24 protein-coding genes are annotated in these 24,285 nt (G+C 69.5%); 8 read left to right on the top strand and 16 right to left on the bottom strand.

Features of this window, described 5'->3' with window-relative positions:
• Positions 1–22 precede the first annotated feature (22 nt).
• Both RCP80_RS22180 and RCP80_RS22185 read left to right on the top strand, forming a co-directional pair.
• The gene (locus tag RCP80_RS22180; protein ID WP_308479727.1) at positions 23–487 is read left to right on the top strand and encodes a helix-turn-helix domain-containing protein; all 465 of its coding nucleotides are present in this window, start codon (positions 23–25) and stop codon (positions 485–487) included.
• 1 nt (position 488) lies between these two features.
• Positions 489–887 carry a CoA-binding protein gene (locus RCP80_RS22185; RefSeq protein WP_308479728.1) on the top strand — a complete coding sequence of 133 codons (399 nt, stop codon included), beginning with the start codon at positions 489–491 and terminating at the stop codon, positions 885–887.
• Between the two features lie 141 nt (positions 888–1,028).
• Here RCP80_RS22185 and RCP80_RS22190 read toward each other — a convergent pair whose 3' ends face one another.
• Positions 1,029–1,724, bottom strand: a complete 696-nt coding sequence (locus RCP80_RS22190) for a hypothetical protein (protein WP_308479729.1) — start codon at positions 1,722–1,724, stop codon at positions 1,029–1,031.
• Positions 1,721–2,320: a hypothetical protein gene (locus tag RCP80_RS22195; protein ID WP_308479730.1), complete on the bottom strand. Its 600-nt coding sequence runs from the start codon at positions 2,318–2,320 to the stop codon at positions 1,721–1,723. Before RCP80_RS22195 ends, RCP80_RS22190 begins: the two co-directional genes overlap by 4 nt.
• A gap of 80 nt (positions 2,321–2,400) precedes the next feature.
• Here RCP80_RS22195 and RCP80_RS22200 point away from each other — a divergent pair, with 80 nt between their 5' ends.
• On the top strand, positions 2,401–4,386 hold the full coding sequence (locus RCP80_RS22200) for a M13 family metallopeptidase (RefSeq protein ID WP_308479731.1): 1,986 nt from the start codon (positions 2,401–2,403) through the stop codon (positions 4,384–4,386).
• Between the two features lie 81 nt (positions 4,387–4,467).
• On the opposite strand, the gene RCP80_RS22205 is transcribed toward RCP80_RS22200, so the two are convergent.
• The 4 genes from RCP80_RS22205 to RCP80_RS22220 all read right to left on the bottom strand — a co-directional run bounded on the left by RCP80_RS22205 (position 4,468) and on the right by RCP80_RS22220 (position 7,823).
• Positions 4,468–5,481: a L,D-transpeptidase gene (locus RCP80_RS22205; RefSeq protein WP_308479732.1), complete on the bottom strand. Its 1,014-nt coding sequence runs from the start codon at positions 5,479–5,481 to the stop codon at positions 4,468–4,470.
• A gap of 144 nt (positions 5,482–5,625) precedes the next feature.
• Entirely contained in the window at positions 5,626–6,864 is a 1,239-nt protein-coding gene (locus tag RCP80_RS22210; RefSeq protein WP_308479733.1) for an MFS transporter, read from the bottom strand.
• 39 nt (positions 6,865–6,903) lie between these two features.
• On the bottom strand, positions 6,904–7,203 hold the full coding sequence (gene ricR / locus RCP80_RS22215) for a copper-sensing transcriptional repressor RicR (RefSeq protein WP_308479734.1): 300 nt from the start codon (positions 7,201–7,203) through the stop codon (positions 6,904–6,906).
• A complete protein-coding gene (locus RCP80_RS22220) occupies positions 7,200–7,823 on the bottom strand; it encodes a DUF305 domain-containing protein (RefSeq protein ID WP_308479735.1) in 624 nt (207 codons plus the stop codon). Before RCP80_RS22220 ends, ricR begins: the two co-directional genes overlap by 4 nt.
• 82 nt (positions 7,824–7,905) lie before the next feature.
• Here RCP80_RS22220 and ilvD point away from each other — a divergent pair, with 82 nt between their 5' ends.
• Positions 7,906–9,609, top strand: a complete 1,704-nt coding sequence (gene ilvD / locus RCP80_RS22225; protein ID WP_308479736.1) for a dihydroxy-acid dehydratase — start codon at positions 7,906–7,908, stop codon at positions 9,607–9,609.
• A gap of 91 nt (positions 9,610–9,700) precedes the next feature.
• Here the strand turns inward: ilvD and RCP80_RS22230 are convergent, their stop codons facing one another.
• The 8 genes from RCP80_RS22230 to RCP80_RS22265 form a co-directional block, all read right to left on the bottom strand.
• On the bottom strand, positions 9,701–11,125 hold the full coding sequence (locus RCP80_RS22230) for a DUF7937 domain-containing protein (protein ID WP_308479737.1): 1,425 nt from the start codon (positions 11,123–11,125) through the stop codon (positions 9,701–9,703).
• A gap of 13 nt (positions 11,126–11,138) precedes the next feature.
• Positions 11,139–13,439 carry a DUF7159 family protein gene (locus tag RCP80_RS22235; protein WP_308479738.1) on the bottom strand — a complete coding sequence of 767 codons (2,301 nt, stop codon included), beginning with the start codon at positions 13,437–13,439 and terminating at the stop codon, positions 11,139–11,141.
• Positions 13,440–13,699: 260 nt separating this feature from the next.
• Complete coding sequence (locus tag RCP80_RS22240; RefSeq protein ID WP_308482980.1) at positions 13,700–14,353, bottom strand: O-methyltransferase; 654 nt, start codon at positions 14,351–14,353, stop codon at positions 13,700–13,702.
• Between the two features lie 23 nt (positions 14,354–14,376).
• Positions 14,377–14,868: a TIGR04338 family metallohydrolase gene (locus tag RCP80_RS22245; protein ID WP_308479739.1), complete on the bottom strand. Its 492-nt coding sequence runs from the start codon at positions 14,866–14,868 to the stop codon at positions 14,377–14,379.
• Complete coding sequence (locus tag RCP80_RS22250) at positions 14,868–15,617, bottom strand: DUF2786 domain-containing protein (RefSeq protein ID WP_308479740.1); 750 nt, start codon at positions 15,615–15,617, stop codon at positions 14,868–14,870. Before RCP80_RS22250 ends, RCP80_RS22245 begins: the two co-directional genes overlap by 1 nt.
• 10 nt (positions 15,618–15,627) lie before the next feature.
• A complete protein-coding gene (locus RCP80_RS22255) occupies positions 15,628–16,563 on the bottom strand; it encodes an NADP-dependent oxidoreductase (RefSeq protein ID WP_308479741.1) in 936 nt (311 codons plus the stop codon).
• Between the two features lie 148 nt (positions 16,564–16,711).
• Complete coding sequence (locus RCP80_RS22260) at positions 16,712–17,731, bottom strand: hypothetical protein (RefSeq protein WP_308479742.1); 1,020 nt, start codon at positions 17,729–17,731, stop codon at positions 16,712–16,714.
• Positions 17,728–18,573, bottom strand: coding sequence for an alpha/beta hydrolase (locus tag RCP80_RS22265; RefSeq protein WP_308479743.1), 846 nt, complete (start codon positions 18,571–18,573; stop codon positions 17,728–17,730). Before RCP80_RS22265 ends, RCP80_RS22260 begins: the two co-directional genes overlap by 4 nt.
• Between RCP80_RS22265 and RCP80_RS22270 the strand changes: the two genes are divergently transcribed.
• On the top strand, positions 18,572–19,588 hold the full coding sequence (locus RCP80_RS22270) for a sigma-70 family RNA polymerase sigma factor (RefSeq protein ID WP_373693393.1): 1,017 nt from the start codon (positions 18,572–18,574) through the stop codon (positions 19,586–19,588). The two genes, RCP80_RS22265 and RCP80_RS22270, sit on opposite strands and share 2 nt — an antisense overlap.
• Before the next feature lie 114 nt (positions 19,589–19,702).
• Here RCP80_RS22270 and RCP80_RS22275 read toward each other — a convergent pair whose 3' ends face one another.
• Complete coding sequence (locus tag RCP80_RS22275; protein WP_308479745.1) at positions 19,703–20,479, bottom strand: SDR family NAD(P)-dependent oxidoreductase; 777 nt, start codon at positions 20,477–20,479, stop codon at positions 19,703–19,705.
• A 73-nt stretch (positions 20,480–20,552) separates the two neighbouring features.
• Between RCP80_RS22275 and RCP80_RS22280 the strand changes: the two genes are divergently transcribed.
• Together RCP80_RS22280 and RCP80_RS22285 are read left to right on the top strand one after the other, a co-directional pair.
• Positions 20,553–21,308, top strand: a complete 756-nt coding sequence (locus RCP80_RS22280) for a pirin family protein (RefSeq protein WP_308479746.1) — start codon at positions 20,553–20,555, stop codon at positions 21,306–21,308.
• On the top strand, positions 21,289–22,563 hold the full coding sequence (locus RCP80_RS22285; protein WP_308479747.1) for a PQQ-dependent sugar dehydrogenase: 1,275 nt from the start codon (positions 21,289–21,291) through the stop codon (positions 22,561–22,563). The genes RCP80_RS22280 and RCP80_RS22285 overlap by 20 nt, the downstream gene beginning before the upstream one ends.
• On the opposite strand, the gene RCP80_RS22290 is transcribed toward RCP80_RS22285, so the two are convergent.
• Positions 22,560–22,940 (bottom strand): nuclear transport factor 2 family protein, encoded by a 381-nt coding sequence (locus RCP80_RS22290; RefSeq protein ID WP_308479748.1) that lies wholly within the window; start codon positions 22,938–22,940, stop codon positions 22,560–22,562. The genes RCP80_RS22285 and RCP80_RS22290 overlap by 4 nt on opposite strands.
• 265 nt (positions 22,941–23,205) lie before the next feature.
• On the opposite strand from RCP80_RS22290, the gene RCP80_RS22295 reads away from it, so the two are divergent.
• The gene (locus tag RCP80_RS22295; RefSeq protein WP_308482981.1) at positions 23,206–24,285 is read left to right on the top strand and encodes a phosphodiester glycosidase family protein; all 1,080 of its coding nucleotides are present in this window, start codon (positions 23,206–23,208) and stop codon (positions 24,283–24,285) included.

Genomic DNA, 24,285 nt, shown 5'->3' on the forward strand with positions numbered 1-24,285 from the left:
GGGCAATCCACGCCCGAACCGCGTGCGCGAATCCCCCGCACGCGTCCATCGGCCGGAGGACCGCCCGGTGGAGTTCTGGCCTACCTCGGCGATCCGCTCGGCGTTGCAGTCCGGGGACATCGCGGTGTGGCAGCGCATTGTCGTGGCGATCAAGCGTGATCCGTTCGGCCGGACCGCCCGTCAGGTCGAGGAGGTGCTCTCGCGCCGCGAGCCGGTGGGGGTCTCCAAGGCGCTGGAAGAAGTCATCGTCCGCAGCCGCGAACACCTCGAGGCCAACGAGCGCGCCGAGGCCGCGCGCCACATCCGGATGCTGCTGGACCGCTCCGGGCTCTCCGAGCAGGAGTTCGCCTCCCGGATCGGGGTGCCGACCGAAGATTTGGGGCGGTATGTGAGCGGCGAGGTCAGCCCGCCCGCGTCGCTGATGATCCGCATGCGCCGGCTCTCGGAACGGTTCGCCAAGAGCCGCACGCCACGGCCGGGGGGCTGACATGGAGCTGACCCGGATCCTGCGGGACACCAAGACCATCGCGGTCGTGGGCGCCTCGGCGAACCCGTCGCGACCGAGCAACGAGGTGTACCGCTATCTGCGGGCCACCGGCGACTACACGCTGTATCCGGTCAATCCGACGATCACCGAACTCGACGGCGACCCGGCCTACGCGAGCCTGGCCGAGCTGCCGGTCGTCCCCGATCTGGTGGACGTGTTCCGGCGGAGCGAGGAGTTGCCGGCGGTGCTGGCCGAGGTGCTGGCGCTGCCGACCCGGCCGAAGACGCTTTGGCTGCAGCTGGGCCTGATCGACGAGCAGGTCGCCCGCGAGGCCCGCGCGGCCGGGATCGAAGTGGTGATGGACCGCTGTCTGAAGGTCGATCACCAGCGATTGCGGTAGTCGCCGGGGCCACCACGGCGTCAGATTGCAGTGGTGCGCCTGAGATTGCAACCCGGGCGGGATTTGCACCCGATTCCCGCCACCAGGGCAACCTGAACGCCACCAAGGCAATCTGGCCGCCCGGCCGCCCGCCCGAAAGTGCTACGCCGCCGGGGCGTTGATCGGCGCCACATCGACCACCAGCCACCGGTCGTCGGGCTTGGCCAGCGCCACGCGCAGGGCGAGGACGGCGCGGCCGGTCTGCTGCCCGGGCGAATGTTGGGTGGACCGCAGCACCACCGCCACGCTGGCGGCATCGGGCCCCAGCACCTCCACCCCCGCCGAGATGGTCTGGGCCTGCGCCGAGATGTTCTTGCGCGCCAGGTCTTCGGTGGACTTGCCGAAGTTGGCCTTGAATGCCTCGGCCTGCTCGGGGGCCATCAGTTCGGCGGCCCGGTTGATCGAGGACGTCGGGTCCTGCGGCGAGAACGTCGCGGTGGCCTCCGAGACCGCACTGGCCAGCCGGACCACCTCGTCCGCGTCCCGGTTGAGCCGCTCATCCGGCAACGTCAGCCCGGTGTAGCCGACCAGCACGGCCGCGGCCAGCGCCGCCGTCGTCAACCCGACGGTGGTCAACCGCAACCCGGCACCGTCGTCGTCGGTACCCACGGTGACCTTGTCGCGCCGCCACAGCACGACGTTGACGATCATGGCCTGCACGATCAGCAGACACAGGATCGAGCACACCGAGACCCACCACCGCGGCCAGCCGAGGAAGACGCCGATCATCAGCAGCGCCGCGATCGCGGTCAGCGGCGCGACGACGTCGAACGCGACGACCCGCAACAGGTTCCTCATCGCAACGACTCCAACTGCGAGATCAACAGCGTGTCGTCCACCTCGGAGACCCCCAGCCGCAGATTCCAGCGCACCGTCTGCGGTTTGCCGCCGACGTTCTCACTGACCGACGACGCGACCACCAGCACGGTATCGGTGCGCGCCGACATCTCCGCCGGCAGCGCGGGCGGCGGCGGTGCGCTGCCCGGCTCACGGTCGAGGTCGTTGTGCAGCGATTCGAACGCCACCGATTCGATCTGCCCGGCGGTGCGCGACTGCAGGGTCTGCACCACCTCGCGGTACGGCCGCACCGCGGCATCGAAGTCGACGTTGAGCTGGCCGACGGTGCCGTCCTGCAGCGTCTGCAGGCTGGCATCGACGTTGCCGGCGTTCATGTTGATCAGCACGTTGGTCCAGTCCACCGCGGCCTGCATGACGCGGGTGCGGTGCTCGAGTTCGGCGGATTGCTCTCGGTGGCCGGACCAGATCAGCGCGACGAGCACGACCGCGCAGACCGCGACCACGGCCAGTACCGCCGAGGCGATGCCGTAGACGGAGATGGTCCCGTCCGCGGCGTCGTCGGGGCGGGCGTCGTCAGCGTCGTCGCTGTTGGGCATGGCCGTGAGGGTACCTGCCGGACCCGGCCGCACACGCATCACAAATCGTCGGGTCCGGGTTTTCTGGTAAGGATGGCAGGGTGACGGTAGAAGCTATTCGCTCGGGCCTGGACCTGAGCCATGTCGACGAACAAGCCCGCCCGCAGGACGATCTGTTCGGCCACGTCAACGGCCGCTGGCTGACCGACTACGTCATCCCCGCCGACCGGGCCACCGACGGCGCCTTCCGGTCGCTGTACGACCGCGCCGAGGAACAGGTCCGCGATCTGATCTTCGAGGTCGCCGCCGCGAACGCCGCCAAGAACACCGACCAGCAGCGCATCGGCGATCTGTACGCGAGTTTCCTCGACGAGCAGACCGTCGAGAGTCGCGGCGTGCAACCCCTGCGCGACGAGTTGGTGCCGATCGACACCGCGGCCGACGCCGACGCGCTCGCGGCGGTGCTGGGGAGCCTGCAGCGCACCGGTGTCGGGGGCGGCGCCGGCGTGTACGTCGACACCGATTCGAAGGACTCGACCCGCTACCTGCTGCACGTCAGCCAGTCCGGGCTCGGGTTGCCCGACGAGTCCTACTACCGCGACGACGCGCACGCCGAGATCCGCGCCGCCTACCCGGCGCATATCGCCGCGATGTTCGCGCTGACCTACGGCGGCACGGCCGACGACTACGCGGAGACCGCCGCCCAGATCGTCGCTTTGGAAACCAAGCTGGCGGCCGCGCACTGGGATGTGGTCAAGCGTCGCGACGCCGACCTGAGCTACAACCTGCGGCGCTTCGCCGAGTTGGCGCAGGAGGCCCCCGGCTTCGACTGGGCCGGTTGGGTCACCGCGCTGGGCAGCACGCCCGAGCGCGCCGCCGAGGTGATCGTGCGCCAGCCGGACTATCTGAGCGCGTTCGCCGCACTGTGGGCCTCCGAACCCCTTGAGCTCTGGAAGAATTGGGCCCGCTGGCGGCTGATCCACGCCCGCGCCGGACTGCTCACCGACGACGTCATCGCCGAAGACTTCTCGTTCTACGGCCGCACGCTCAGCGGCACCGAGGCGATCCGCGAACGGTGGAAGCGCGGGGTGTCGCTGGTGGAGAACCTGATGGGCGATGCGCTGGGCAAGCTCTACGTGGAACGGCATTTCCCGCCCGACCACAAGGCCCGGATGGACGTCCTGGTGGCCAACCTGCGGGAGGCCTACCGCGTCAGCATCAGCGACCTGGACTGGATGACCCCGGAGACCCGGCAGCGTGCGCTGGCCAAGTTGGACAAGTTCACCGCGAAGATCGGTTATCCGAAGCGTTGGCGCGACTATTCGGCGTTGGTGGTCGACCGCACCGACCTGTACGGCAACTACCGCCGCGGCTACGAGGTGGGCTACGACCGCGAGTTGGCCAAGCTCGGCGGGCCGGTGGACCGCGACGAGTGGTTCATGACCCCGCAGACGGTCAACGCCTACTACAACCCGGGCATGAACGAAATCGTGTTCCCCGCAGCCATTCTGCAGCCGCCGTTCTTCGACGCCGAGGCCGACGACGCCGCCAACTACGGCGGCATCGGGGCGGTGATCGGCCACGAGATCGGCCACGGCTTCGACGATCAGGGCGCCAAGTACGACGGCGACGGCAACCTGGTCGACTGGTGGACCGATGCCGACCGGGCCGAATTCGGCGTGCGCACCAAGGCTCTCATCGAGCAGTACGACGAGTTCGTGCCGCGGGAACTCGCCGGCGACCACCGCGTCAACGGGGCATTCACCGTCGGCGAGAACATCGGCGACCTCGGCGGGCTCTCGATCGCCCTGCTGGCCTACCAGCTTTCGCTGGGCGGCGCGGAGGCCCCGGTCATCGACGGCCTCACCGGCGTGCAGCGGGTGTTCTTCGGCTGGGCCCAGGTGTGGCGCACCAAATCCCGTGACGCCGAGTCGATTCGGCGTCTTGCGGTGGACCCGCACTCGCCGCCGGAGTTCCGCTGCAACGGCGTGATCCGCAACATGGATGCGTTCCACGATGCGTTCGACGTGGGCCCCGACGACGCGCTGTACCTGGAACCCGAGCAGCGGGTCCGCATCTGGAGCTGATGCGAGAACTCGCGCCAGCAGACGCAAAATCGCCCGAAATCATGTGATTTCGGGCGATTTTGTGTCTGCTCGCGGTAGGGGTTAGAACATCTGCCAGTCGGACGCACCGTCGGGCAGGTCGTAGAGCGCACCCTGGGTGTTCTTGATGACCACGGGGTCACCGCTGCCGAAGTTGTCGAAGAACCACTTGGCGTTGGCCGGACTCAGGTTGATGCAGCCGTGGCTGACGTTGCGCTTGCCCTGATCCCCCACCGACCACGGGGCGCCGTGCACGAAGATGCCGCTGTTGTCGATGCGGACGGCGTGTTCCACGTCGACCTTGTAGCCCTCGGAAGAGCTGACCGGGACCCCGTAGGTGGAGGAGTCCATCACCATCTCGTCGAACTTCTCCAACACGTAGTAGGTGCCGTTGCGGGTTTCGTGCTTGCCGTCGTGCTTGCCCATCGACACCGGGAAGGTCTTCTCCAGCTTCCCGTCGCGCCGGATCTCCATCTGCTTGGTGCTGTCGTCGATGGTGGCCACCAGGTAGTCGCCGGTGCGGAAGCTGGACTTGGTGCCCGCGGCGTCGATGTTGACGACGGTGTTGGCCGGCCAGAAGTCCTGCGGCCGCCAGCGCAGCTGCGTGTCGGTGACCCAGTAGAAGCGGCCGGGCACCGGCGGATTCGACGAGATCCTGATGGCGTCCTGGGCCATCTGCCGATCGGCGATCGGCACCGCGAAGTTGATGTAGATCGGCTTGGCCACGCCCACCATCGAACCGTTGACCGGGTTGAAGCTCGGCGGCCGGAACGGCGGGGTGCCCTCGAACGGGACCGTGCTCTGCCCGGCGACGGGGCCGGTCGTCGGCGTCGCGGAGACGCCGTAGTTGTTCACCGGTTCGGGCGCCGCGACCGGGGTTGCCGGCGCCGGGGGCGCGAACGGATCGAACGGCGCGGGTGGGGCCGGCGGCGCGGGAATGGGCGGCGCCGGGGGCGGGGGTACCGGGTCGGCGGCGGCGGGCGTCACCGCGAACGGCAGCACCGCGACGGCACCGGCCAGGGCGACCCACGTCCGGACGGATCGACGCCGGGAATGGTTCGCCAAACGGCTGGGCATATACAACCTCCAAGTCATTTGCTCGTCCCAGTGTCGCACAGCCGGCACATCAGCTACCCGATCACGCCTTCGGTCCGACGGCTCGGGCCGCCGCTCACGGGACGGGCGGAACTGTCGAAGGTATCGATATGACCTCGGGTTTTGTTACCGCACGACGCGGTCTTGCGGCACGTCGAACAGCCCGCGGCTGGCCGCCACCCCGACCGAAGCTCCCATCACCAGCAACGCGGAAATGCCGATCATCGCGGCAATTCCCGCGGCGTTGTAGAGGAATCCGCCCGCCAGCGAACCCGCCATGATCCCGGCCTGGAACGCTGCGACATACAGCCCGGAGGCGGCATCGGGATCGGCCGGGGCCACCCGCATCGCGGCGGACTGCAGCATCGGGGGCAGCGCGGTGGCCATCGCACCCCATAGCGTGATCGCCACCGCCCCGATCACCAACACCACCGTGCCCTGCGAGCCCGGCGCCACCCACGTCGCCAGTCCCGTGAGCGTGATCAGCGCGGCCGACATGCCGCACAGCCCGGCCAGCATCGTCGTCTTCGGGCGGCGATCCAGCGGCTGGGCCATCAGGGCCATGGCCGCCAGCCCCGCCACCCCATACGCCACCAGCAACCACGCCAGCCGCGCCCCGTGCACGCCGAGCACGTCGCGGATGATCACCACGATGAAGGTGTAGGCGATGAAATGGGCGGTGACGCCGACGACGGTGAGCCCGCACAACGTGTGCAGCCGGCGGTTGGGACGACGCCGACGACGGGATTCGGCCACCGCGCCGGGTGCGGTGGGCATCAGCGGGATCAGCAGCCGCGCCGCCACGGTGACCGCGGCGGCCGCGACGGCAATCACCGCGAAGGCGGGCCGCCAGCCCCACAGCTGGCTCATCGCCGCGGTCAGCGGGCTGCCCACCACCAGCGCCAGCGCCGAGCCGACATAGACCGCCGTCGTCGCGCGTCCGGCGTGGCTCGGCGGCACCAACCGCACCCCGATCGGCGCGATCACCGACCACATCAGCCCGTGGGTCAGCGCGGCCGACACCCGACCGGCCCCCAGCACCAGGAAGTCCGGCGCCACCGCCGAGACGGTCTGCGCCACCGTCAGTGTGGTCAGGGTGACCAGCAGGACCCGTCGCCGCGGCCAGTGCGCGGTCCAGCGCACCAGCGGCACCGTCATGACCGCCGCGACCAGGGCGTAGCCGGCCACCAGGGTGCCGACCAGGGCCACGCTGACGTCCAGATCGTCGGCGATGGCCGGTAACGCCCCGACCGGTGCGAGTTCGGCAGTGACGTAAATGAACGCGGCTGCCGCCAACACGGCCAGCTGCACCGCGACACGCGGTGTCCACGGGTTTACGGCCGTGCTGCGGGTGGTGCCAGTCATCTGCTGGCCACGGTAACGCCTCCGGCGTGCTTTACCCGGTCAGGACCGCACGAGCCGCGCGATCGCGGCGGAGGCCTCCGCGAGCTTCGCCTCGGCGTCCGAGCCCCCGGCGGCCACGGCGTCGCTGACGCAGTGCCCGAGATGCTCGTCGAGCAACGCCAGCGCCACCGACTGCAAGGCGCTGTTGACGGCGCTGATCTGGGTCAGCACGTCGATGCAGTACTTGTCGTCGTCGATCATCTTGGCGATCCCGCGGACCTGGCCCTCGATGCGCCGCAACCGCTTGGCGTAGTTCTCCTTGTTCGGGGAGTAGCCGTGCGGCCCCGACGGCGCGGTCATGACCCTTCCAGCATGGATTTCATCTGGGCGATCTCGGCCTGCTGGCCATCGATGATGGTCTGCGCCAGCGCCTTGGCGTCCACGTTGGAGCCGTTGGCCAACTCGTCCTCGGCCATCTGGACCGCACCCTCGTGGTGGGCGATCATCGACTGCAGCCACAGCGTGTCGAACTCGGGACCGCTCAGCGTCGCCAGCCGCGTCATCGTGGCCTCGTCGACCATGCCGGCCATGCCCGCGTGGTCCCCGTGACCGCCCTCGCCGGTCGCGTCGTCGGGGTTTTCCTTCCACTGCACCAGGAACGCCTTCATGGTGTTGATCTCCGGGTCCTGCGCCGCGGCGATCTGGACCGCCAGTTCGCGAAGCTCGGGGTTGGAGCTGCGGTCCGGGACCAGCTCGGTGAGCTCGATGGCCTGCTGGTGGTGTGGAATCATGTTGTCCGCGAAGCTGATATCGGCCGCGTTGAAGCCGGCCGGCTCGCCGGTGACGGTGATGGTCTCCTCGGCGTGGCTGTGATCGGTGTGTCCGTCGTGCGCCTCGTCCGAGGACGTATTCGAACACGCGGACATGAACACGGCGGTCGCCAACGCGGCCAGGATGGCGATCAGTCGGGTACGAGTCATGTTCCCCACCGTACCGCATACCCCTGGAGGGTATGCGGAAATTATTTTGGTCGACCCTACCCAGCGGGCCATACTTGCAGGCATGCCCTCAGATTCGCAGCCTGACATCAAGCCCAGAAGTCGCGACGTCACCGACGGCCTCGAGAAGACCGCAGCCCGCGGGATGCTGCGGGCCGTCGGCATGGGTGACGACGACTGGGTCAAACCGCAGATCGGCGTCGCCTCGTCGTGGAACGAGATCACGCCCTGCAACCTGTCGCTGGACCGGTTGGCGAAGGAAGTCAAGAAGGGTGTGCACGAGGCCGGCGGTTTCCCGATGGAGTTCGGCACCATCTCGGTGTCCGACGGCATCTCGATGGGCCATGAGGGCATGCACTTCTCCCTGGTCAGCCGCGAGATCATCGCCGACTCGGTGGAGACCGTCATGCAGGCCGAACGCCTCGACGGGTCGGTGCTGCTGGCCGGTTGCGACAAGTCGCTGCCCGGCATGCTGATGGCCGCCGCGCGGCTGGATCTGGCCAGCGTGTTCCTCTACGCCGGGTCGATCATGCCGGGCCGCGCCAAGCTGTCCGACGGCACCGAGCGCGACGTCACGATCATCGACGCGTTCGAGGCCGTCGGCGCGTGCTCCCGGGGCCTGATGAGCCGCGAGGACGTCGACGCCATCGAGCGCGCGATCTGCCCGGGCGAGGGCGCGTGCGGCGGCATGTACACGGCCAACACCATGGCCAGCGCCGCCGAGGCGCTGGGGATGTCGCTGCCCGGATCGGCGGCACCGCCGGCGCCCGACCGTCGTCGCGACGGTTTCGCGCGCCAGAGCGGGATCGCCGTCGTCGACTTGCTGCGTCGCGGCATCACCGCGCGCGACATCCTGACCAAGGAGGCGTTCGAGAACGCGATCGCGGTGGTGATGGCCTTCGGCGGATCCACCAACGCGGTGCTGCACCTGCTGGCCATCGCGTTCGAGGCCGGCGTCAAGCTGACGCTGGAGGACTTCACCCGGGTCGGCGAGAAGGTGCCGCACCTGGCCGACGTGAAGCCGTTCGGCGCCTACGTGATGAACGACGTCGACCGCATCGGCGGGGTGCCCGTGGTGATGAAAGCACTGTTGGACGCTGGCCTCCTCCATGGGGATTGCCTGACGGTCACCGGAAAGACCATGGCCGAGAACCTCGCTCACATCGCGCCACCGGATCCCGACGGCAAGGTGCTGCGCGCGCTGTCGAAGCCGATCCACCCGACCGGCGGCATCACGATCCTGCACGGGTCGCTGGCACCGGAGGGCGCGGTGGTCAAGTCGGCCGGCTTCGACTCTGACGTGTTCGAAGGCACCGCACGGGTTTTCGAGCGCGAGCGGGCCGCCCTCGACGCGCTCGAGGACGGCACCATCACCGCCGGCGACGTCGTCGTCATCCGCTACGAGGGCCCCAAGGGCGGGCCGGGCATGCGCGAGATGCTGGCCATCACCGGCGCGATCAAGGGTGCTGGGCTGGGCAAGGACGTGCTGTTGATGACCGACGGCCGGTTCTCCGGCGGCACCACCGGATTGTGTGTGGGCCACGTGGCGCCCGAGGCCGTCGACGCCGGACCCATCGCGTTCGTGCGCGACGGCGACCGGATCCGGCTGGACGTCGGCAAGGGCACGCTCGATGTGCTGGTGGACGCGGATGAGTTCGAGTCCCGCAAGGCCGATTTCGAGCCGTTGCCGCCCCGCTACACCACGGGCGTGCTGGCCAAGTACACCAAGCTGGTCGGCTCGGCCGCCGTGGGCGCGGTCTGCACCTAGCCCCTACGCGCGGCCCCACCGTCCCCGCGAGCGGGCGCGTCCCCGGCCGACACGCCGCGACATTTCCGTGGTCTGCGCACCCTCGCGCTGGCTAATCGGTGCCGCGGCCCGGTCGCACGATACGCGCCGGCGCGGGTTCGCTCGGCGCTTCGGTTGGCACCTTCCCCGGCACGACGATCGCCGGAGCGGGTCGCTCGGGGTCCGCGGCGGGCGCGGCAGCGGGCACGGGTGCCGGTCTTTGAACCCGCGCGACCTTGACGGGTCGTGCCCGGCGCCGCGGTGCCAGGACCGCGATCACCAACGCCACCAAGGCCAGTACTGCCAGCGTCACGTCGAAGGTGCTGGTGATCTGCTGGGCCAGGGCGTTCCCGAACACCTCGCTGGCCTCGCCGGGTCCCAGCGGTTGCACGTGCGGCACCAGCACCACCCCGACGACCAGCCGGCACACAGCCGCCGCGAACAAACCGACGAACAGCGTGATCATCAGACGCCCCGGTGCGCCCCGGCCCGCGCTGTTGGTGAACAGCCAGAGTGCCAGCACCGCGGTCAACAGGTCGAAGGCCATCAGCGCGGTCCCGTTGTACGGCGGCGACGGCAGGTCCAACACCCCCGACAACGTCACGTCGGCGATGCGTAGCGCCGCCGTTCCGAAGCACCAGATGGCGATCAGCAGCAACCCCCTGCGGGCCGCACCGCGCCAGGCCGCCGCCGGCTGCCGCGTCCCGAATACGGCTGTGGCACCGACGATTGCGGCCGCGGCCACCCACGCCAGGTAGCCCTCGAAACCCACACCGGAGGTGCCGGTGTTCTGCGCGATCCCCCGGAAGGCGTCGAGATCGCGGCCCACCGGCAGCACCCACACCACCACGCCGGCGACCAACGCCGAAGCGCCGAGCAGGACCGCCGCCAACCGCGCCTCGAGGTGTCTCGACCGCAGCCAGCGATACCCGATCACCACCGGGATCACGGCCACCAGCGCGTAGAGCACCGCGGTGACGGCGGTCGCCAGGTTCGCCGTGCCGACGTCCGGGTCACTGATGCCGGGTAGGACGAAACGGGTGCGCCAGTACAAGTTGAACACCGATGCCGCCAGGCCCAGGACCAGCGACACGGCCGCCAACAGCGAGCAGAGCCGTTCCGCCGCAGCACCGCCCATGGCCGGCGCGGCCAGTAGCAGTGCCCCTGCGACACCCAGCCAGGCGCCGGGACCGAGACCCGGCGGTATCGCTGCCGATCCCCCGTACCGGACCGCCTGAACCACAGCCCACAGCACAAAGCCCAGCACCACAACGAAATACGGCGCGGTGAGGATCAACCGCAACCGCGGGATCGTCACCGCCGTGACCGCCAGCGCCGTCGCCAGGACGAGGACCAGCCACGCCCAACCGGGGGTGGTGGCGACGCCGAGACCCACGTGGATGTTCCAGGGCAGCAGCAGACCCAGGATCAGCAGGACCGCCGCGGTCGTGGTGCGCAGCGTGTTACGTCGATCCGGCGCAGGGGCGTTGGCGGTCACAGCACCTCGCTCGCTACTCGTCCTCGGAACCTGATGACCCGGATCCAGACCCGAATCCGGACGGCAGTTCGACCGTGGGCGGAACCGTCACGGCCGGCGCCTCGGGCTCGACCACCGCGGGGGCGCGTTCGACGGGCGCCTGGGTGATCGCCGGCTCCGGTGCGGGGGCGACGGTCGGGACGGGTTCCGGTGCGGGGGCGACGGTCGGGACGGGTTCCGGTTCCGGTGCGGGCACGACAGGCTCGGCCGGCACGGTTCGAGTGGGCGCCTGCGTCTGCGTCGGCACCTGCGTCGGCGTCGGGGTGGGCGCGACGCTTGTCGGTGTCTCGATCTCGACGCTGCGCTCAACCGTTGGAGTCGACTCCGGCACAGTCGATTCCGCGCTCGGTGGTGCACTGGTCGTGGCGGTGGGCTCGGGACCGGTAGTCGGGCTGGGCTCCGCGCTGGTCGTCGCGTCCGGATCGGTGCTCGGCGCCGTCGTCTCGGTCGTGGGATCCGGGCTCTGCGTGGTTCCGTCCGGATCGGTGACCTCGTCGGTGGCGTCGGTGTCCGCCTCGGCCGGCTGGGCCGGGGCGGGTTCGGCGCTCTCGAGGGTGGCCGCGTCGGGATCGAGGAGCACCTCACTGAGCGCCTTCGGCGTCTCCGCGGCGTCGGTCGCGCCGGGCAGCGTGTCGATCAACGCAGTCCCCGGCGGCAGTGCCTGGGCTTTGTCCAACGCGCTCTTGTCGGTGGCGAACAGCGACGGCGGGATCACGTTGGCCGCGGTCCCGGACGTCGTGCTGAACAGCGCGCCCTGGTCCTTGGGAACCACCGCGAGCACGCCGATGTCATCGAGGCTGCGATCCAACACCGACGGCACCGCCGCGTTGAACGGGATGAGTTGCGGCAGGTTGGCGAGGAAGTTCAGCAACTCGATCATCGAGATGACCGAGAAGTCCGGGATGAGACGGGTCGCGAAATCGGCGAAACTCGGGAATGTCGGCACGATTCCGGGGTTCAGCGGCGCCGCGATGTTGGGCAACACCGGTGCGGCGGCATTCGCCAGTCCGACGGTGCCGTCCTTGTAGAGGTTGACCACCGCCGGTGCGGCCTGGGTCGCCTGCGCAGCGCCGTCGCGGGCAGAACTCAGCATCCGAGTCTCGAATGTCCTTACCTCACTGGGGATTCCGGGCGGTGGAAGCTGCTCGATCATCGTCCAGTTCGGACCGTCGGGCTGCGCACCCTGCCCGGGCGCGACCGGAAACGCCTTGCCCGGAACCGAATCCTCCTGCAGCCGGATGGCTTGCTGGCTCGCGGTGGGCTGGACGGTGACGGCGACGCTGACGGCCAGGGTGGCGAATCCGATCACGGCCAGCGAGCCGACGGAGCTGCCGATCAGCACCTGCCGGCGGCGCACCTCACTGTCGGGTTCAACCTCGTAGACTTCGTCGTCGTAAGAGTCGTCGGACTCGTAGAGGTCGTCATAGGCCGCGCCCGGATCGGTGAGGTCGACCGCGTCCTCGTCGCCAGCCTGTGAGTAGGCCAGCTGCTGACCGACGACGGTGTTGTGGTCCAGCGGCGTGGCCGCAGTCTGCGGGTCCTGCGATGCCACCGGCGCAGCCATCGTCGCGTCCGACGGGACCGCCGGGGCGGCCATGGTGGCGTCCTGCGGCACCGCCAGGGCGGCGCTGGCCCTCGTCTGGTCCTGCGCCACACCGGCCAAAGCCGCACCGCGCGCCAGCGCGAATTCCGAATCGTCGGGGAAGCGCACCGGCACCGGGGAGGTCTGGACCACCTCAGCGGGCAGCCCGTCGTCGTCGAGGGAGCCCATCACGATGACGCCGGTGGCCTCGCCGGGCGCGGTGGCCAACCGCTGCAACAGCGTCCGGTACGCCGCGTCCGCGTCACCCGCGTCGATGGACTCGACGGCGATCTGCGAGGTCGCCCCGCTGGCGTCGACCATTGACAGCGCGACGGTCTGGCCGTCGTTGACCAGGGTGGCGACGGGATCGGCCCCGGCCAGGGTGCGCACCGCCGCGGTGGCGGCTTCCTGGATCGGGACGACGGCCACGTTGGTCAGGTGCGCCTCGGCCAGCGCGTTGACCAGCTCGGTCGCCTGGTCGGCGTCGGAGCCGCACAGCGTGGTGCCGACGAGCTCGTGTCCCGCGCTGGTCAACGCCTGCGCGGTCGCGGTCAGCGTCGAGACCACCGCGGCCAGCGGCTCGGTGGCCAGATCGATCTCGGTCTGGTCGATCATGGCGTTCGGCGGCGCGGCGTCCAGCAATGCGACCCGCGCCTCGGCGGGGTCGACGAAGACCCCAAGCGTGACGTTCATTCAAAGGCCCCTCTCGAACCGCGGCACCTCCCCGCCCTGCCGCGGTTAACTTCTCCTACTCTAGGAGTTCGTCCCGCGGGTACCGAGGGTTACCAAAAGGGCGTTATGCCGTCAGCGAACCCCGCCAGATCGCCCGGTTTCGTCAGCGGACCCCGCCCGATCGTCCGCCTCCTCACCGGCCTCGTACCTCGCCCGGTTTCGTCACCGGACCCCGTCCGATCGTCCGCCTCCTCACCGGCCTCGTACCTCGCCCGGTTTCGTCACCGGACCAAAGCCAGCGCGAACCCGTCCCAGCCCTTGCCGCCCACCGTCTGGATCGCCGCGGCATCCAACTCGGGGTGTTGCCCGATGAACTCCAGGCTCGCGCGCACCGCCTGGGCCTGCCCGTCGTTGTCGGCCGGTGCGAACATGCGGCCGTCGCGCACCACGTTGTCGAGCACGATCACCGTGCCCGGCCGGCCCAGGTCGATCGCCCACTGCAGGTAGGCCAGGTTGTTCTCCTTGTCGGCGTCGATGAAGACGAGGTCGAAGGTGCCCGACAGCGTCGGCAGCGTGTCCAACGCCGCGCCGACCACGATCTCCACGCGGTCACCGACGCGGGCGCGGGCCAGGTTGGCCGCCGCGACCTCGGCGTGCCGCGGTTCATACTCGAGCGTGACGACGCTGCCCTCGGGCCCCACGGCCCGCGCCAGGCTGATGGTGCTGTAGCCGCCCAACGTGCCGATTTCGAGGACCCGCCGCGCACCCGACATCCGCACCAGCAGGCCCAGGAACTTCGCGGTCTGCGGGGTGACTTCGATGGGCGGTAGTCCTGCCGCGGTGCTGGCGGCGAGGGCCTCCGTAAGCGCGGGATCATCGTCCAGCAGCACACGATTGAGCAGGTCATCGACTTCTTGCGGGGTTGGCTTGGTCACCCCGCCGAGGTTAGTCGCACCGCTCACCGCACGCCCTCCTTCGCGTAGACCACCCGCAGCACGTGGCCGACCTCGGCGCCCATCACCACCTCGGCCAGCGCACCGAACGTCGCCACGAACTCGGTGCCGTGGGCGGGCTCCGCGGGACACAGGTGGTGCGCGATCTCGTGCAACAGCACCAATTCCCGCAACGCCCAGCGGGAACTGCGTTCGGGCACCGCGATGACGGCCCCGGCGTCCCCGCTCTCGTAGTGCGCCGCGGTGTGGCCCCGCCGGACCCGCACCGCCAACGGCGCAATGGGACCCCACCGCTCGGTCACGGCCGGCATCGCGAGCACCTCGTCGACGTAGCGTTGCACCGACTCCACCGAGGCGAACCGCGCCTCCGGCGGCAGCGTCAACGCGGTGCCGAAGAAGTCGATGGCGCGCGAATGATGTTCTGCCGCACGGTCGAACATGGTGCGGACGAACTGTTCGGCGGCATAGACCTTGGACCGCTGGACGTCGCGGGCCATCAGCGCTGCAGCGGGGTGCGCGCGCCCGGCAACTCGGGGCCGGCACCGAGCCGCGCGTGCTTGCCCGCTCGATCCCCGGCCCGCCGCGCCGCCGACGAATAGCCCGCCGAGGCCCGTGCGGCCTGCCAGGTGCCGCGCGCCTTGGACGTGGCGCGGTAGTGGTCCTGAAGCTCAACTTCCTTGCTGCGCAGGGCAAGTGCGGTCCCCGTTTCCGGCCGGTCCGCCTTGGTGGCCTCGCGTTGCGCCTCCGCCCGGGCCCGCGCGAGCCGCTGCCCGATCCGCGCCCCGAACGCCAGTTGGAAGTTGAGCCGGGCGGTGATCGTCGGGGTGGGCCGATGCGCACCGGTCGCCAGGTAGGCATCGCAGGTCTTGACCATCTGTACCACCAGGCTGGCGTACAGCGCGTGGGTGGAGTCGAGGTCCTCGGGGAAGCCGTAGGCGTACACATAGGCCGAATTCGAGGCGACGTCGCAGCGCACGTCGTTGGCCGCGGCAATCACCGCGAACAGCTGCACGTAGGTGCGCAGGCCCTTGGTGCCGGGCTCGCCGATGGTGATGGTGCGTTGCGTCGGCGCTTGCGCGGCTTCACGTTTGGCGCTATGCGAGCGGGCGACCGCCAGGTCGATCGACGTCGCGGTGGCCAGTCGCTGCGCGGCCGCCATGAACGCCTCGGCCTCGTGGGCGTTGTCGGTGCCTTCGGCCTGGCGCAGCAGCGCGGCGATGCGCGCCAGCATCTTGTCGTCTGTCATGGGCGTCAGGCTAAGGAACCAGTACGACTTTCCCGCGCGCGTGCCCGGACTGCAGATACCGGTGCGCATCGGCGGCCTCGGCCAGCCCGAACATCTTGTCCACGGTCACCCGCAGCTGCCCGGCCGCGGCCAACTTGATCAATTCGGGGCGCGACGCGTCGCGGATGGCCTGCCCCCCGTCGGCTTCGCTGAGGGCTGCGATCCCCAACTCGCCGGCTCGGGCGAATCCGACGATCGTCGCGATGCGAGTGCGGTCGGCGACCAGCTCAACCGAGGTATCCAGCGCTTCGTCGGTGCCGACCAGGTCCAACGCCACGTCGATCGGCGTGCCGAGCGCGCGCACCCGGTCGGCCAGTCCCGGGCCGTATTCGACGGGTTCGGCACCGTGATGCCGAAGCTGATCGTGGCGGGCGGCGCTCGCGGTGCCGATCACCCGGGCCCCGCGTGCAACCGCCAACTGGACCGCCATCAGACCCACTCCGCCGCCGGCGCCGTGGATCAGCACGGTGTCGTCTGTCCCCACCTTCGTCTCTGTCAACAGGTGCCAGGCGGTGCCGCCGGTCAGCAGCAGGCCCGCGGCCTCCTCGAAGGTCAGCGTGGCCGGTTTGTGCCCGACGTCGGCGGCGTCGGCCACCACCTTGTCGGCGTACGCGCCGCGGATGTTGGTCACGATCACCACGTCGCCGATCTTCAGGGGGCCGGTGTAGCCCTCGGCGCGCGCGGGCGCCTCGACGACGATGCCCGCGGCCTCCATCCCCACCGGCATCGGCAGTGCGTGGGGGTCGTCACCCATTTGCCCGCTGTAGAGCTTGTAGTCGACGGGATTGGCGCCTGCCGCGCGGACGTCGACAACCACCTGACCAGGGCCGACCGCGGGAAGCGGGATGTCGTGGATGGCAAGAACTTCCGGCCCGCCGTAACGTTCGGCGACAACGGTCTTGGTCATGGACCCGAGCTTAGTCACGGGTTCGCGACTGGGTCCGGCCCCCGCGGGTGGGCGACGCCACCCGCGCGCCACGTCCGAGGGACGGGTCCCGTGTTGCCCGCACATCCACTCCCGAGCCGCTCGAACCGGGGGCACACGCAAAAGCGCCCTACCCGATGAACTCGTCCAGCGCGGAGGTCAGCTGCTCCGAGAGCGGGCCGCCATTGGCATAGTTGGCCACGTTGTCGGTGGGGTCGTCGCGCAACACGTGGTTGACGCCCTCGAACTCCACCAGCGTCAGATCGGTGTGCGCGAGCGCCTCGGCCAGCGGCGCCACGGCGTCGCATCGGGCCTGGCCGTCGGCATCCGAGCAGGTCAGCAGCACCGCCATGCCGTCGGGCAGGGCCTTGGACTGCGCCAGCGGGTCAATGGCATCGGCCTCCACCACGGCCGTGACGTTGGCCGGGTTGAGGATCGCGCTGAGCCCGTCGGGCAGCGGCCGCGGATCCACCGCGCCCTCATCGCGGGCCTGTCGCACCGCGGCGGCCCAGGCGGCCAGCACCTCGTCGGCCTGCTGCGGCGTCTTGGCGCCCTGCTCGACGGCGGCGGCGACGTCGGTGCGCACCCGCTGCGTGATCAGGTCCAGGTAGCGCCCCGACAGGGGCTGCAACAAGCCCACCGCGTGCAGGTCGCCCCCGTCGGCCAATGCCAACGCATGCGTGGCGCCCTCGCCCAACCCGTAGGCCGAGAGCCGCTGCGGGTCGGATCCCGGTTGTTCGGCCAGGAACCCGAACGCCGCCCTGGCGCCCGCGGTGTAGACGGCGCTGCCGACCGCGGCGGGGTTCGCGGCGTAGGGCCCCAGCCCGGTGGCGCCCGTGCCGACCTTGTCGTAGCGCAGGCTGGCCACGCCGCGCTCCGACAGCTCCTCGGCGAGCAGACGCATGTTGCCCACCGGGCCCGCGACGGCGTTGTCACCGTTGCGGTCGGTGTTGCCGCTTTCGGAGATCAACAGCGCGGCCGGACCGGCCTCGGCGTCGGGCCGGTGCCGGTAGGTGCCGTGGATGGTCAGCCCGTCGGCGACGAAGCTGACCTCGTCCTCCACCCAGGACGAAGCCGGCGCCGACTCGGTCTCCGAGGCGCACCCCACCAGGACCGCCATCGAAACGATCAGCGCCGCAAGCCTTCTCACAGGCGTGACTCGATCCAGGACACCACGTCGTCGAGCACGCGATCGCGCTCGGGCTCGTTGAACACCTCGTGGTACAGCTCGGGGTAGATCTTGAGGTGGACGTCTTCGGAGGCCACGCATTCCACCAGCCGCGTGCTGCCCTTGGCCGGGATCAGCCGGTCCACCTCACCGTGCACCACCAGCAGGGGCTTGGCGATCGTGCGGGCCCGTTGCGGCATGGTCTCTCCGACGAGCAGCAGCGCGCGGGCGACGCCGGCCGGCACCTTGCCGTGCCACACCAGCGGATCGGCGTTGTAGTCCGCGACCACCTGCGGGTCACGCGAGACCGCGTTGGCGTCGAGTTGCTGTACCGGTACCCCGGGCAACACCGCGCCCAGCGTCTTCCCGACGAACCGCAGCGTGGGTGGGACGTCCTCCTGCGCCGCGATCGCCGGGCCCGACAGCACGATCAGGTCGTAATCGCTCTGGTGTTCGGAGGCGTAGGCGAACACGATCCCGCCGCCCATGCTGTGCCCGAGCACCACCTTCGGCAACCCGGGGTGTTCCCGGCCGGCGATCCCGACCAGCGTGCCGAAGTCCCCGGTGTACTCCGAAAGGTCCTTCAGATAGACCCGCTTGCCGCCGGAGCGGCCGTGGCCGCGGTGATCCAGCGCGTAGGTCACCAGTCCGGCCGCCCCGAACCGGCGCGCCACATGGTCGTAGCGGCGGGCATGCTCGCCGAACCCGTGCGACAACACCACGACGCCTCGGGGTTCGACGTCCGGGGTCCAGGTGTCGTAGACGATGCGAACGCCGCCCACACCGTCGAAGGTTCGCTCGTCGTGAGCAGTCTCTATCGGCATGGCAGCAGCGTATCCAGGTTGTCAGGGTTCGTGCGTAAGCTCTGTCGGTGTGAGCGTGCTCGCCGAAGACCCGGACACATTTCTCACCGATGCGCAGCAGTATCAGCGGGAACTCCTGGCGCACTGTTACCGCATGACGGGGTCGCTGCATGATGCCGAGGACCTGGTGCAGGAGACCTATCTGCGGGCCTGGAAGGCCTACGACCGGTTCGAGGGCAAATCATCGGTGCGCACCTGGCTGCACCGCATCGCCACCAACACCTGCCTGACGGCCCTGGAGGGCAAGGCGCGACGGCCGTTGCCCACCGGGCTGGGTGCGCCGAGTTCGGATCCCGCGGGTGAACTCGTGCAGCGCACCGAGGTCCCGTGGCTCGAAGCGCTGCCAGACGAGTCGGATCCCTCGCACATCGTCGGCTCGCGCGAATCGGTGCGGCTGGCGTTCATCGCCGCGCTGCAGCATCTGTCCCCGCGGCAGCGCGCGGTACTGGTGTTGCGCGACGTGCTGCAGTGGAAGGCCGCCGAGGTCGCCGAGGCCATCGACACCTCCACCGCGGCGGTCAACAGCCTGCTGCAACGGGCCCGCGCGCAACTGGCCGCCGTCGGGCCCAGCGAGGATTCCACGCTGACGGACCCGGAGTCCCCGGCGGCCCGCGAGTTGCTGACCCGTTACATCGCGGCGTTCGAGGAGTACGACATCGAGAAGCTGGTGACGATGTTCACCGAGGAGGCCATCTGGGAGATGCCGCCATTCGTGGGCTGGTACCAGGGTGCCCACGCCATCGGTGAGCTGATCCACCACAACTGCCCGGCCGAGAAGGCCGGCGACATGCGGCTGCTGCCACTGACCGCCAACGGCCAGCTCGCGGCGGCGATGTACATGTGGGACAAGGACTTAGGCAAGCACGTGCCGTTCCAACTGCATGTGCTCGACGTCGTCGACGGCGCGGTCACGCATGTCGTGGCGTTCCTGGACACCTCGGAATGGGCGAAGTTCGGGCTGCCCGATTCGCTTTAGGCGCGCACCGTGGCCCAGACCCGCCGCAGCGTGGCCGCCGAGTCCCGCAGACCGTCTGCGTGGCACGAGCACTCGCCCATCATCGCGCGGTGGGCGCGATGATGGGCGCCGAATCTACTTCGGTGGCATCCGGATGCCGCCGTCGACGCGGACCACCTCGGCGTTCATGTAGGAGTTGGTGATCAGTTCGATCACCATCGAGGCCAGCTCCTCGGGCTTGCCCAGGCGGTGCGGGAACAGCACCGACTCGCCGAGCTTGGCCTTGAACGCTTCGGAGGCCTCGCCCTCGCCGTAGATCGGGGTGTCGATCAGGCCGGGTGCCACGGTGTTGACCCGGACGCCGACCGCGGACAGATCGCGGGCCACCGGCAGCGTCAACCCGACCACGCCGCCCTTGGACGACGAGTACGCGGCCTGGCCGATCTGCCCGTCGAAGGCGGCCACGCTGGTCATGTTGACGATCGCACCGCGCTCGCCGGAATCGGTGGGGTCCAGCCGGCTCATCGCCGTGGCGGCCAACCGGATGCAGTCGAACGTGCCGACCAGGTTGATGGCCAGCACCTTCTTGTAGGCATCCAGGCTGTGCGCCGAGGCGAACTCGCCGTCCTTGCCGATGGTGCGCTGGGCCCAGCCGACGCCGGCCGAGTTCACCAGCGACCGCAGCGGGCCGAGGTCGACGGCCGTGTTGACGGCGTCCTCGATCTGCTCGGTGTTGGTGACGTCGACGGACACATAGGCCCCGCCGATCTCCTGTGCGAGCTCTTGCCCGCGGTCTGCCTGCAGGTCGGCGATGACGACCCTGGCGCCCTTGGCGGCCAGCTGGCGGGCCGTGGCCGCACCGATGCCGGACGCGCCACCTGTGACGATTGCGCTGGTTCCATTGATATCCACGGCCACAGACTACGACCGCACCCCCGCCGCGCCGCCTCGGTACCCTGAGTCCCGAGCCCAAGGAGTGATGTTGATGACCGCACCCGTGACCGACATCCGGCGTGCTGAGGACCGTCTCAAGACCCGGATCGACTGGTTGGACTCCAAGCATTCATTCTCGTTCGGCCAGCACTACGACCCCGCCAACACCCATCACGGGCTGCTGCTGGTCAACAACGACGACATCGTCACCCCCGGGCAGGGCTTTGACACCCATCCGCACCGCGACATGGAGATCGTCACCTGGGTGCTGCGCGGCTCGCTGGTGCACCAGGACTCCACCGGCAACTCCGGCGTGATCTACCCCGGTCTGGCGCAGCGGATGTCCGCCGGGACCGGAATCCAGCATTCGGAGAAGAATGACTCGTGGCGACTGACTGGTGAAACCCACAGCGAGCCCGTGCATTTCGTGCAGATGTGGGTGATTCCCGACGAGTCGGGCGTCGACCCCGGCTATCAGCAGCTCGAGATCGACGACGAGCTGCTCAAGGGCAATCTGGTGACCATCGCCTCCGGGCGGGCCGAGCATCGCGAGCAGGCCGCGATCGGCATCCGCAACCGACACGCCGCGCTGCACGGCGCGCGGCTGCAGCCCGGCCAGTCGGTGCAGCTGCCCGAGGCGCCGCATCTGCATCTGTTCGTCGCCCGCGGTTCGGTGTCGCTGGAGGACGCGGGGGTGCTGCACACCGGCGACGCGGTCCGGTTCACCGCTACCGGCGGCCAGCGGATCGCCGCCGTGGACGCCGCCGAGATCCTGGTTTGGGAGATGCATGCGAGCCTGGCCGCGTAAGTGCCTGGCCGCGGTGGCCGCGCTTGCATTGGTGACCGCCTGCGGCAACGCGCCCGATCCGGATCCGACGCCGGACCGCGAACCGCAGCCGACTGCGGCGCCCCCACCGCCCGGGCTGGCGCCCGTCACCGTAGCGGTGGGCGAGAACATGCGTCAGCAGCCGTTCAATACGGAGCGCCAGGCGCTGGTGCCCGCGGGCTGGACGATGTCGGTGTACGCGCGGGTAGTGCAACCGCGGCTACTGGCGTGGGCTCCCGACGGCGTACTGCTGGTCTCGGTCCCGTCGGCCGGGGAGGTGCTGCGAGTCGGCACCGACGGCCAGACCTCGTCGCTGCTCACCGAGCTCACCGAGCCGCACGGGCTGGCGTTCGACGGCTCGGATCTGTATGTCGCCGAGAGCAATCAGGTGTCGGTCTACTCCTACGGTGCCGGGCAGGCCACCAACCCGCGGGTGATCGCCCCGGGACTGCCCGACGATTCCCTGGCGGACCTGCGCGGCATCTATGAGCACGCGCTGAAGAGTGTGGCGCTGGGCCAGGACGGTTCGGTGTACTTCTCGATCGGCTCGACCGGCAACATCTCGGCCGAGGACCGCGACGCCGTCCCGCCGCGCGCGACCATCATGCGGATCCCGCCCGGTGGCGGTGCGGCCGAACCGTTTTCGACCGGCGTGCGCAACGGCACCGGTCTCGCGGTCGCTCCCGACGGCGGGGTGTGGACGGCGGTGAACAACCGCGACAACGTCCCCGATCCGGACGGCGAGGTCCGCACCGGCTATGTCAACGAGAACCCACCGGAGTCGCTGGCGCTGCTGACCCCGGGACGCGAATTGGGCTGGCCGTTCTGCAATCCCGACCGCGGCACCGCCGACGTGGGCTTCCTGCGCGACATGCAGACCAATCCCGACGGCAGCCGAATGGACTGCGCGACACTGCCGCCGCTGGAACGCACCCTGCCCGCGCACTCCGCACCGCTGGGCCTGAGCTTCGCCGAACTCCCGCCGCCGTATGGCACCGGTGCGCTCATCGGGGTGCACGGCTCCTGGAACCGCAACCCGCCGCGCGCGCCGGAGGTGTCGTTCTTCGGGTGGCGCGACGGTTCTCTCGGCGATCAGCAGACCCTGGTGGGCGGCTTTCAGTACCCGGACGGGACCCGTTGGGGCCGGCCGGTTTCCGCGGTCAGCGGGCCTGACGGCGCGGTCTACATCAGCGACGACTACGCCGACGCTGTGTATCGGTTGGCCCCGCCGGGTTAGTTCTGCAGTTTGGCCGCCTTGGCGGTGTCGGCGTGCATTTCGGCGTCCACGCACTTGCCGTTGCTATCGAACTTCAGGATGTGTGCGAATCTGCCTTCGGCCGAACCCTTGTCGTTGGTGAGGGATTGCGTTCCCCGGACCACCACGTAGTCCCCGGCGTCGATGAATTCCGTGGGATTCACGCTCATCGAAGTCCAGTTCTGCGGAATCTCGCCGATCATCTGCATGACGGCCTCGATTCCCGTGCGGTCACCGCCCGGTTGCGCCTCCTCCGAGTTCCACCAGTGGATGTTGTCGGCCCAGACTCGCCGCATCCCGTCCACATCACCGGCGCTGAAAGCCTTGTACGCCCCGCGCGCGGTATCCACATTCGACATGTTGACCCCCTCGATCACATGGTCACCGCCCCCGTGGTGACGTAGAAAGTGTGCGCTTCAACGGGCGCGTGCGGAAGGGTATGCGACTACCCCACTTCCAGGTGCTGCCCAGATTCTCGGCGGCGACAGCAAACCTACACGGGCCGAACGTGATTCGTCGTCTCCCAAACCGTCACCCATCCGTTACCAAAGTTGACAGTGTGAGCTGTGGGCTTATTGTGATTATTGTCGTGTCCGCAGTGGATTGCCGAAAGGGGCATGCGTGATGACCCCTGCAGCCGCAGTCCGGCGGCGCCTCGGCGCCCTGATTGCCAGCGCTCTGATGTGCGCGTCCGTGGCGCTCGCCACCGGCCCCGTGGCGTACGCCGCGGACGCCCGCGAATTGCTGGCCAATGCGATCGCCAACACGCGGGGCTCCTATCTGGTGTACAACTTCGGCGGTGGCGCGCCCGCACCGATGCTCAACGCCGGCGGCGGCTCGTACGAGATGAGCAGCGGCGGGCGCCTGATGATCATCAAGGCGGCCTCGCAGCGGCTGACGCCGCGGCTGTTGGTCGATTCACATCAGGGCTATCAGTCACGCTGCGAACGGACCCCAGGCGCCCGCACCGGCGAGGGCCTGTGGCAGGCCTCGGAGATCTACACCCCGATCGCGGCGTGGCAGGCGCTCGGGCAGCCGACCATCGCGATCAACGCCAATTTCTTCGACGTCCGCGGGCAGAAGGGCGGGTCGTGGAAGACGACCGGCTGCAGCTCACCGCTGGGCGCCTACGTCGACAACACCCGCGGCCAGGGCCGGGCCAACGCTGCGGTCACCGGCACCCTCGCCTATGCCGGCAAGCAGGGGTTGTCCGGCGGCGGCGAGCACTGGAGCGCGCTGACCACGATGATCCTGCCGGTGTCCGGCGCGCCCTTCGTGGTGACGCCGAAATCGCCGACCGACTTCGACGCTGCGACACCGGTGATCCAGGGCCTGATGGACAAGGGCACCCGGTTCGTGGCGGTCGCCGGGATCGGTCTGCTGGCACCCGGGGACACCGGACAGCTCAACGACGGCGGCCCGTCGGCGGCGCGCACCGCGATCGCCTACTCGCGGGAGAAGGACGAGATGTACGTCTTCCAGGGCGGCAGCTACACCCCGGATCAGATCCAGGACCTGTTCCGCGCGTTGGGAAGTGACACCGCAGTGCTGCTCGACGGCGGCGGCTCGTCGGCCATCGTGTTACGCCGTGACACCGGCGGCATGTGGGCCGGCGCCGGTGTGCCCAAGGGCTCCTGCGACACCATGCAGGTGCTGTGCGACTCCAAGGAGCGGGCGCTGCCAAGCTGGTTGGCGTTCAACTGA

Origin of the sequence: Mycolicibacterium sp. MU0053 (assembly GCF_963378095.1) — a bacterium.
GTDB classification, from domain to species: Bacteria; Actinomycetota; Actinomycetes; order Mycobacteriales; family Mycobacteriaceae; genus Mycobacterium; species Mycobacterium burgundiense.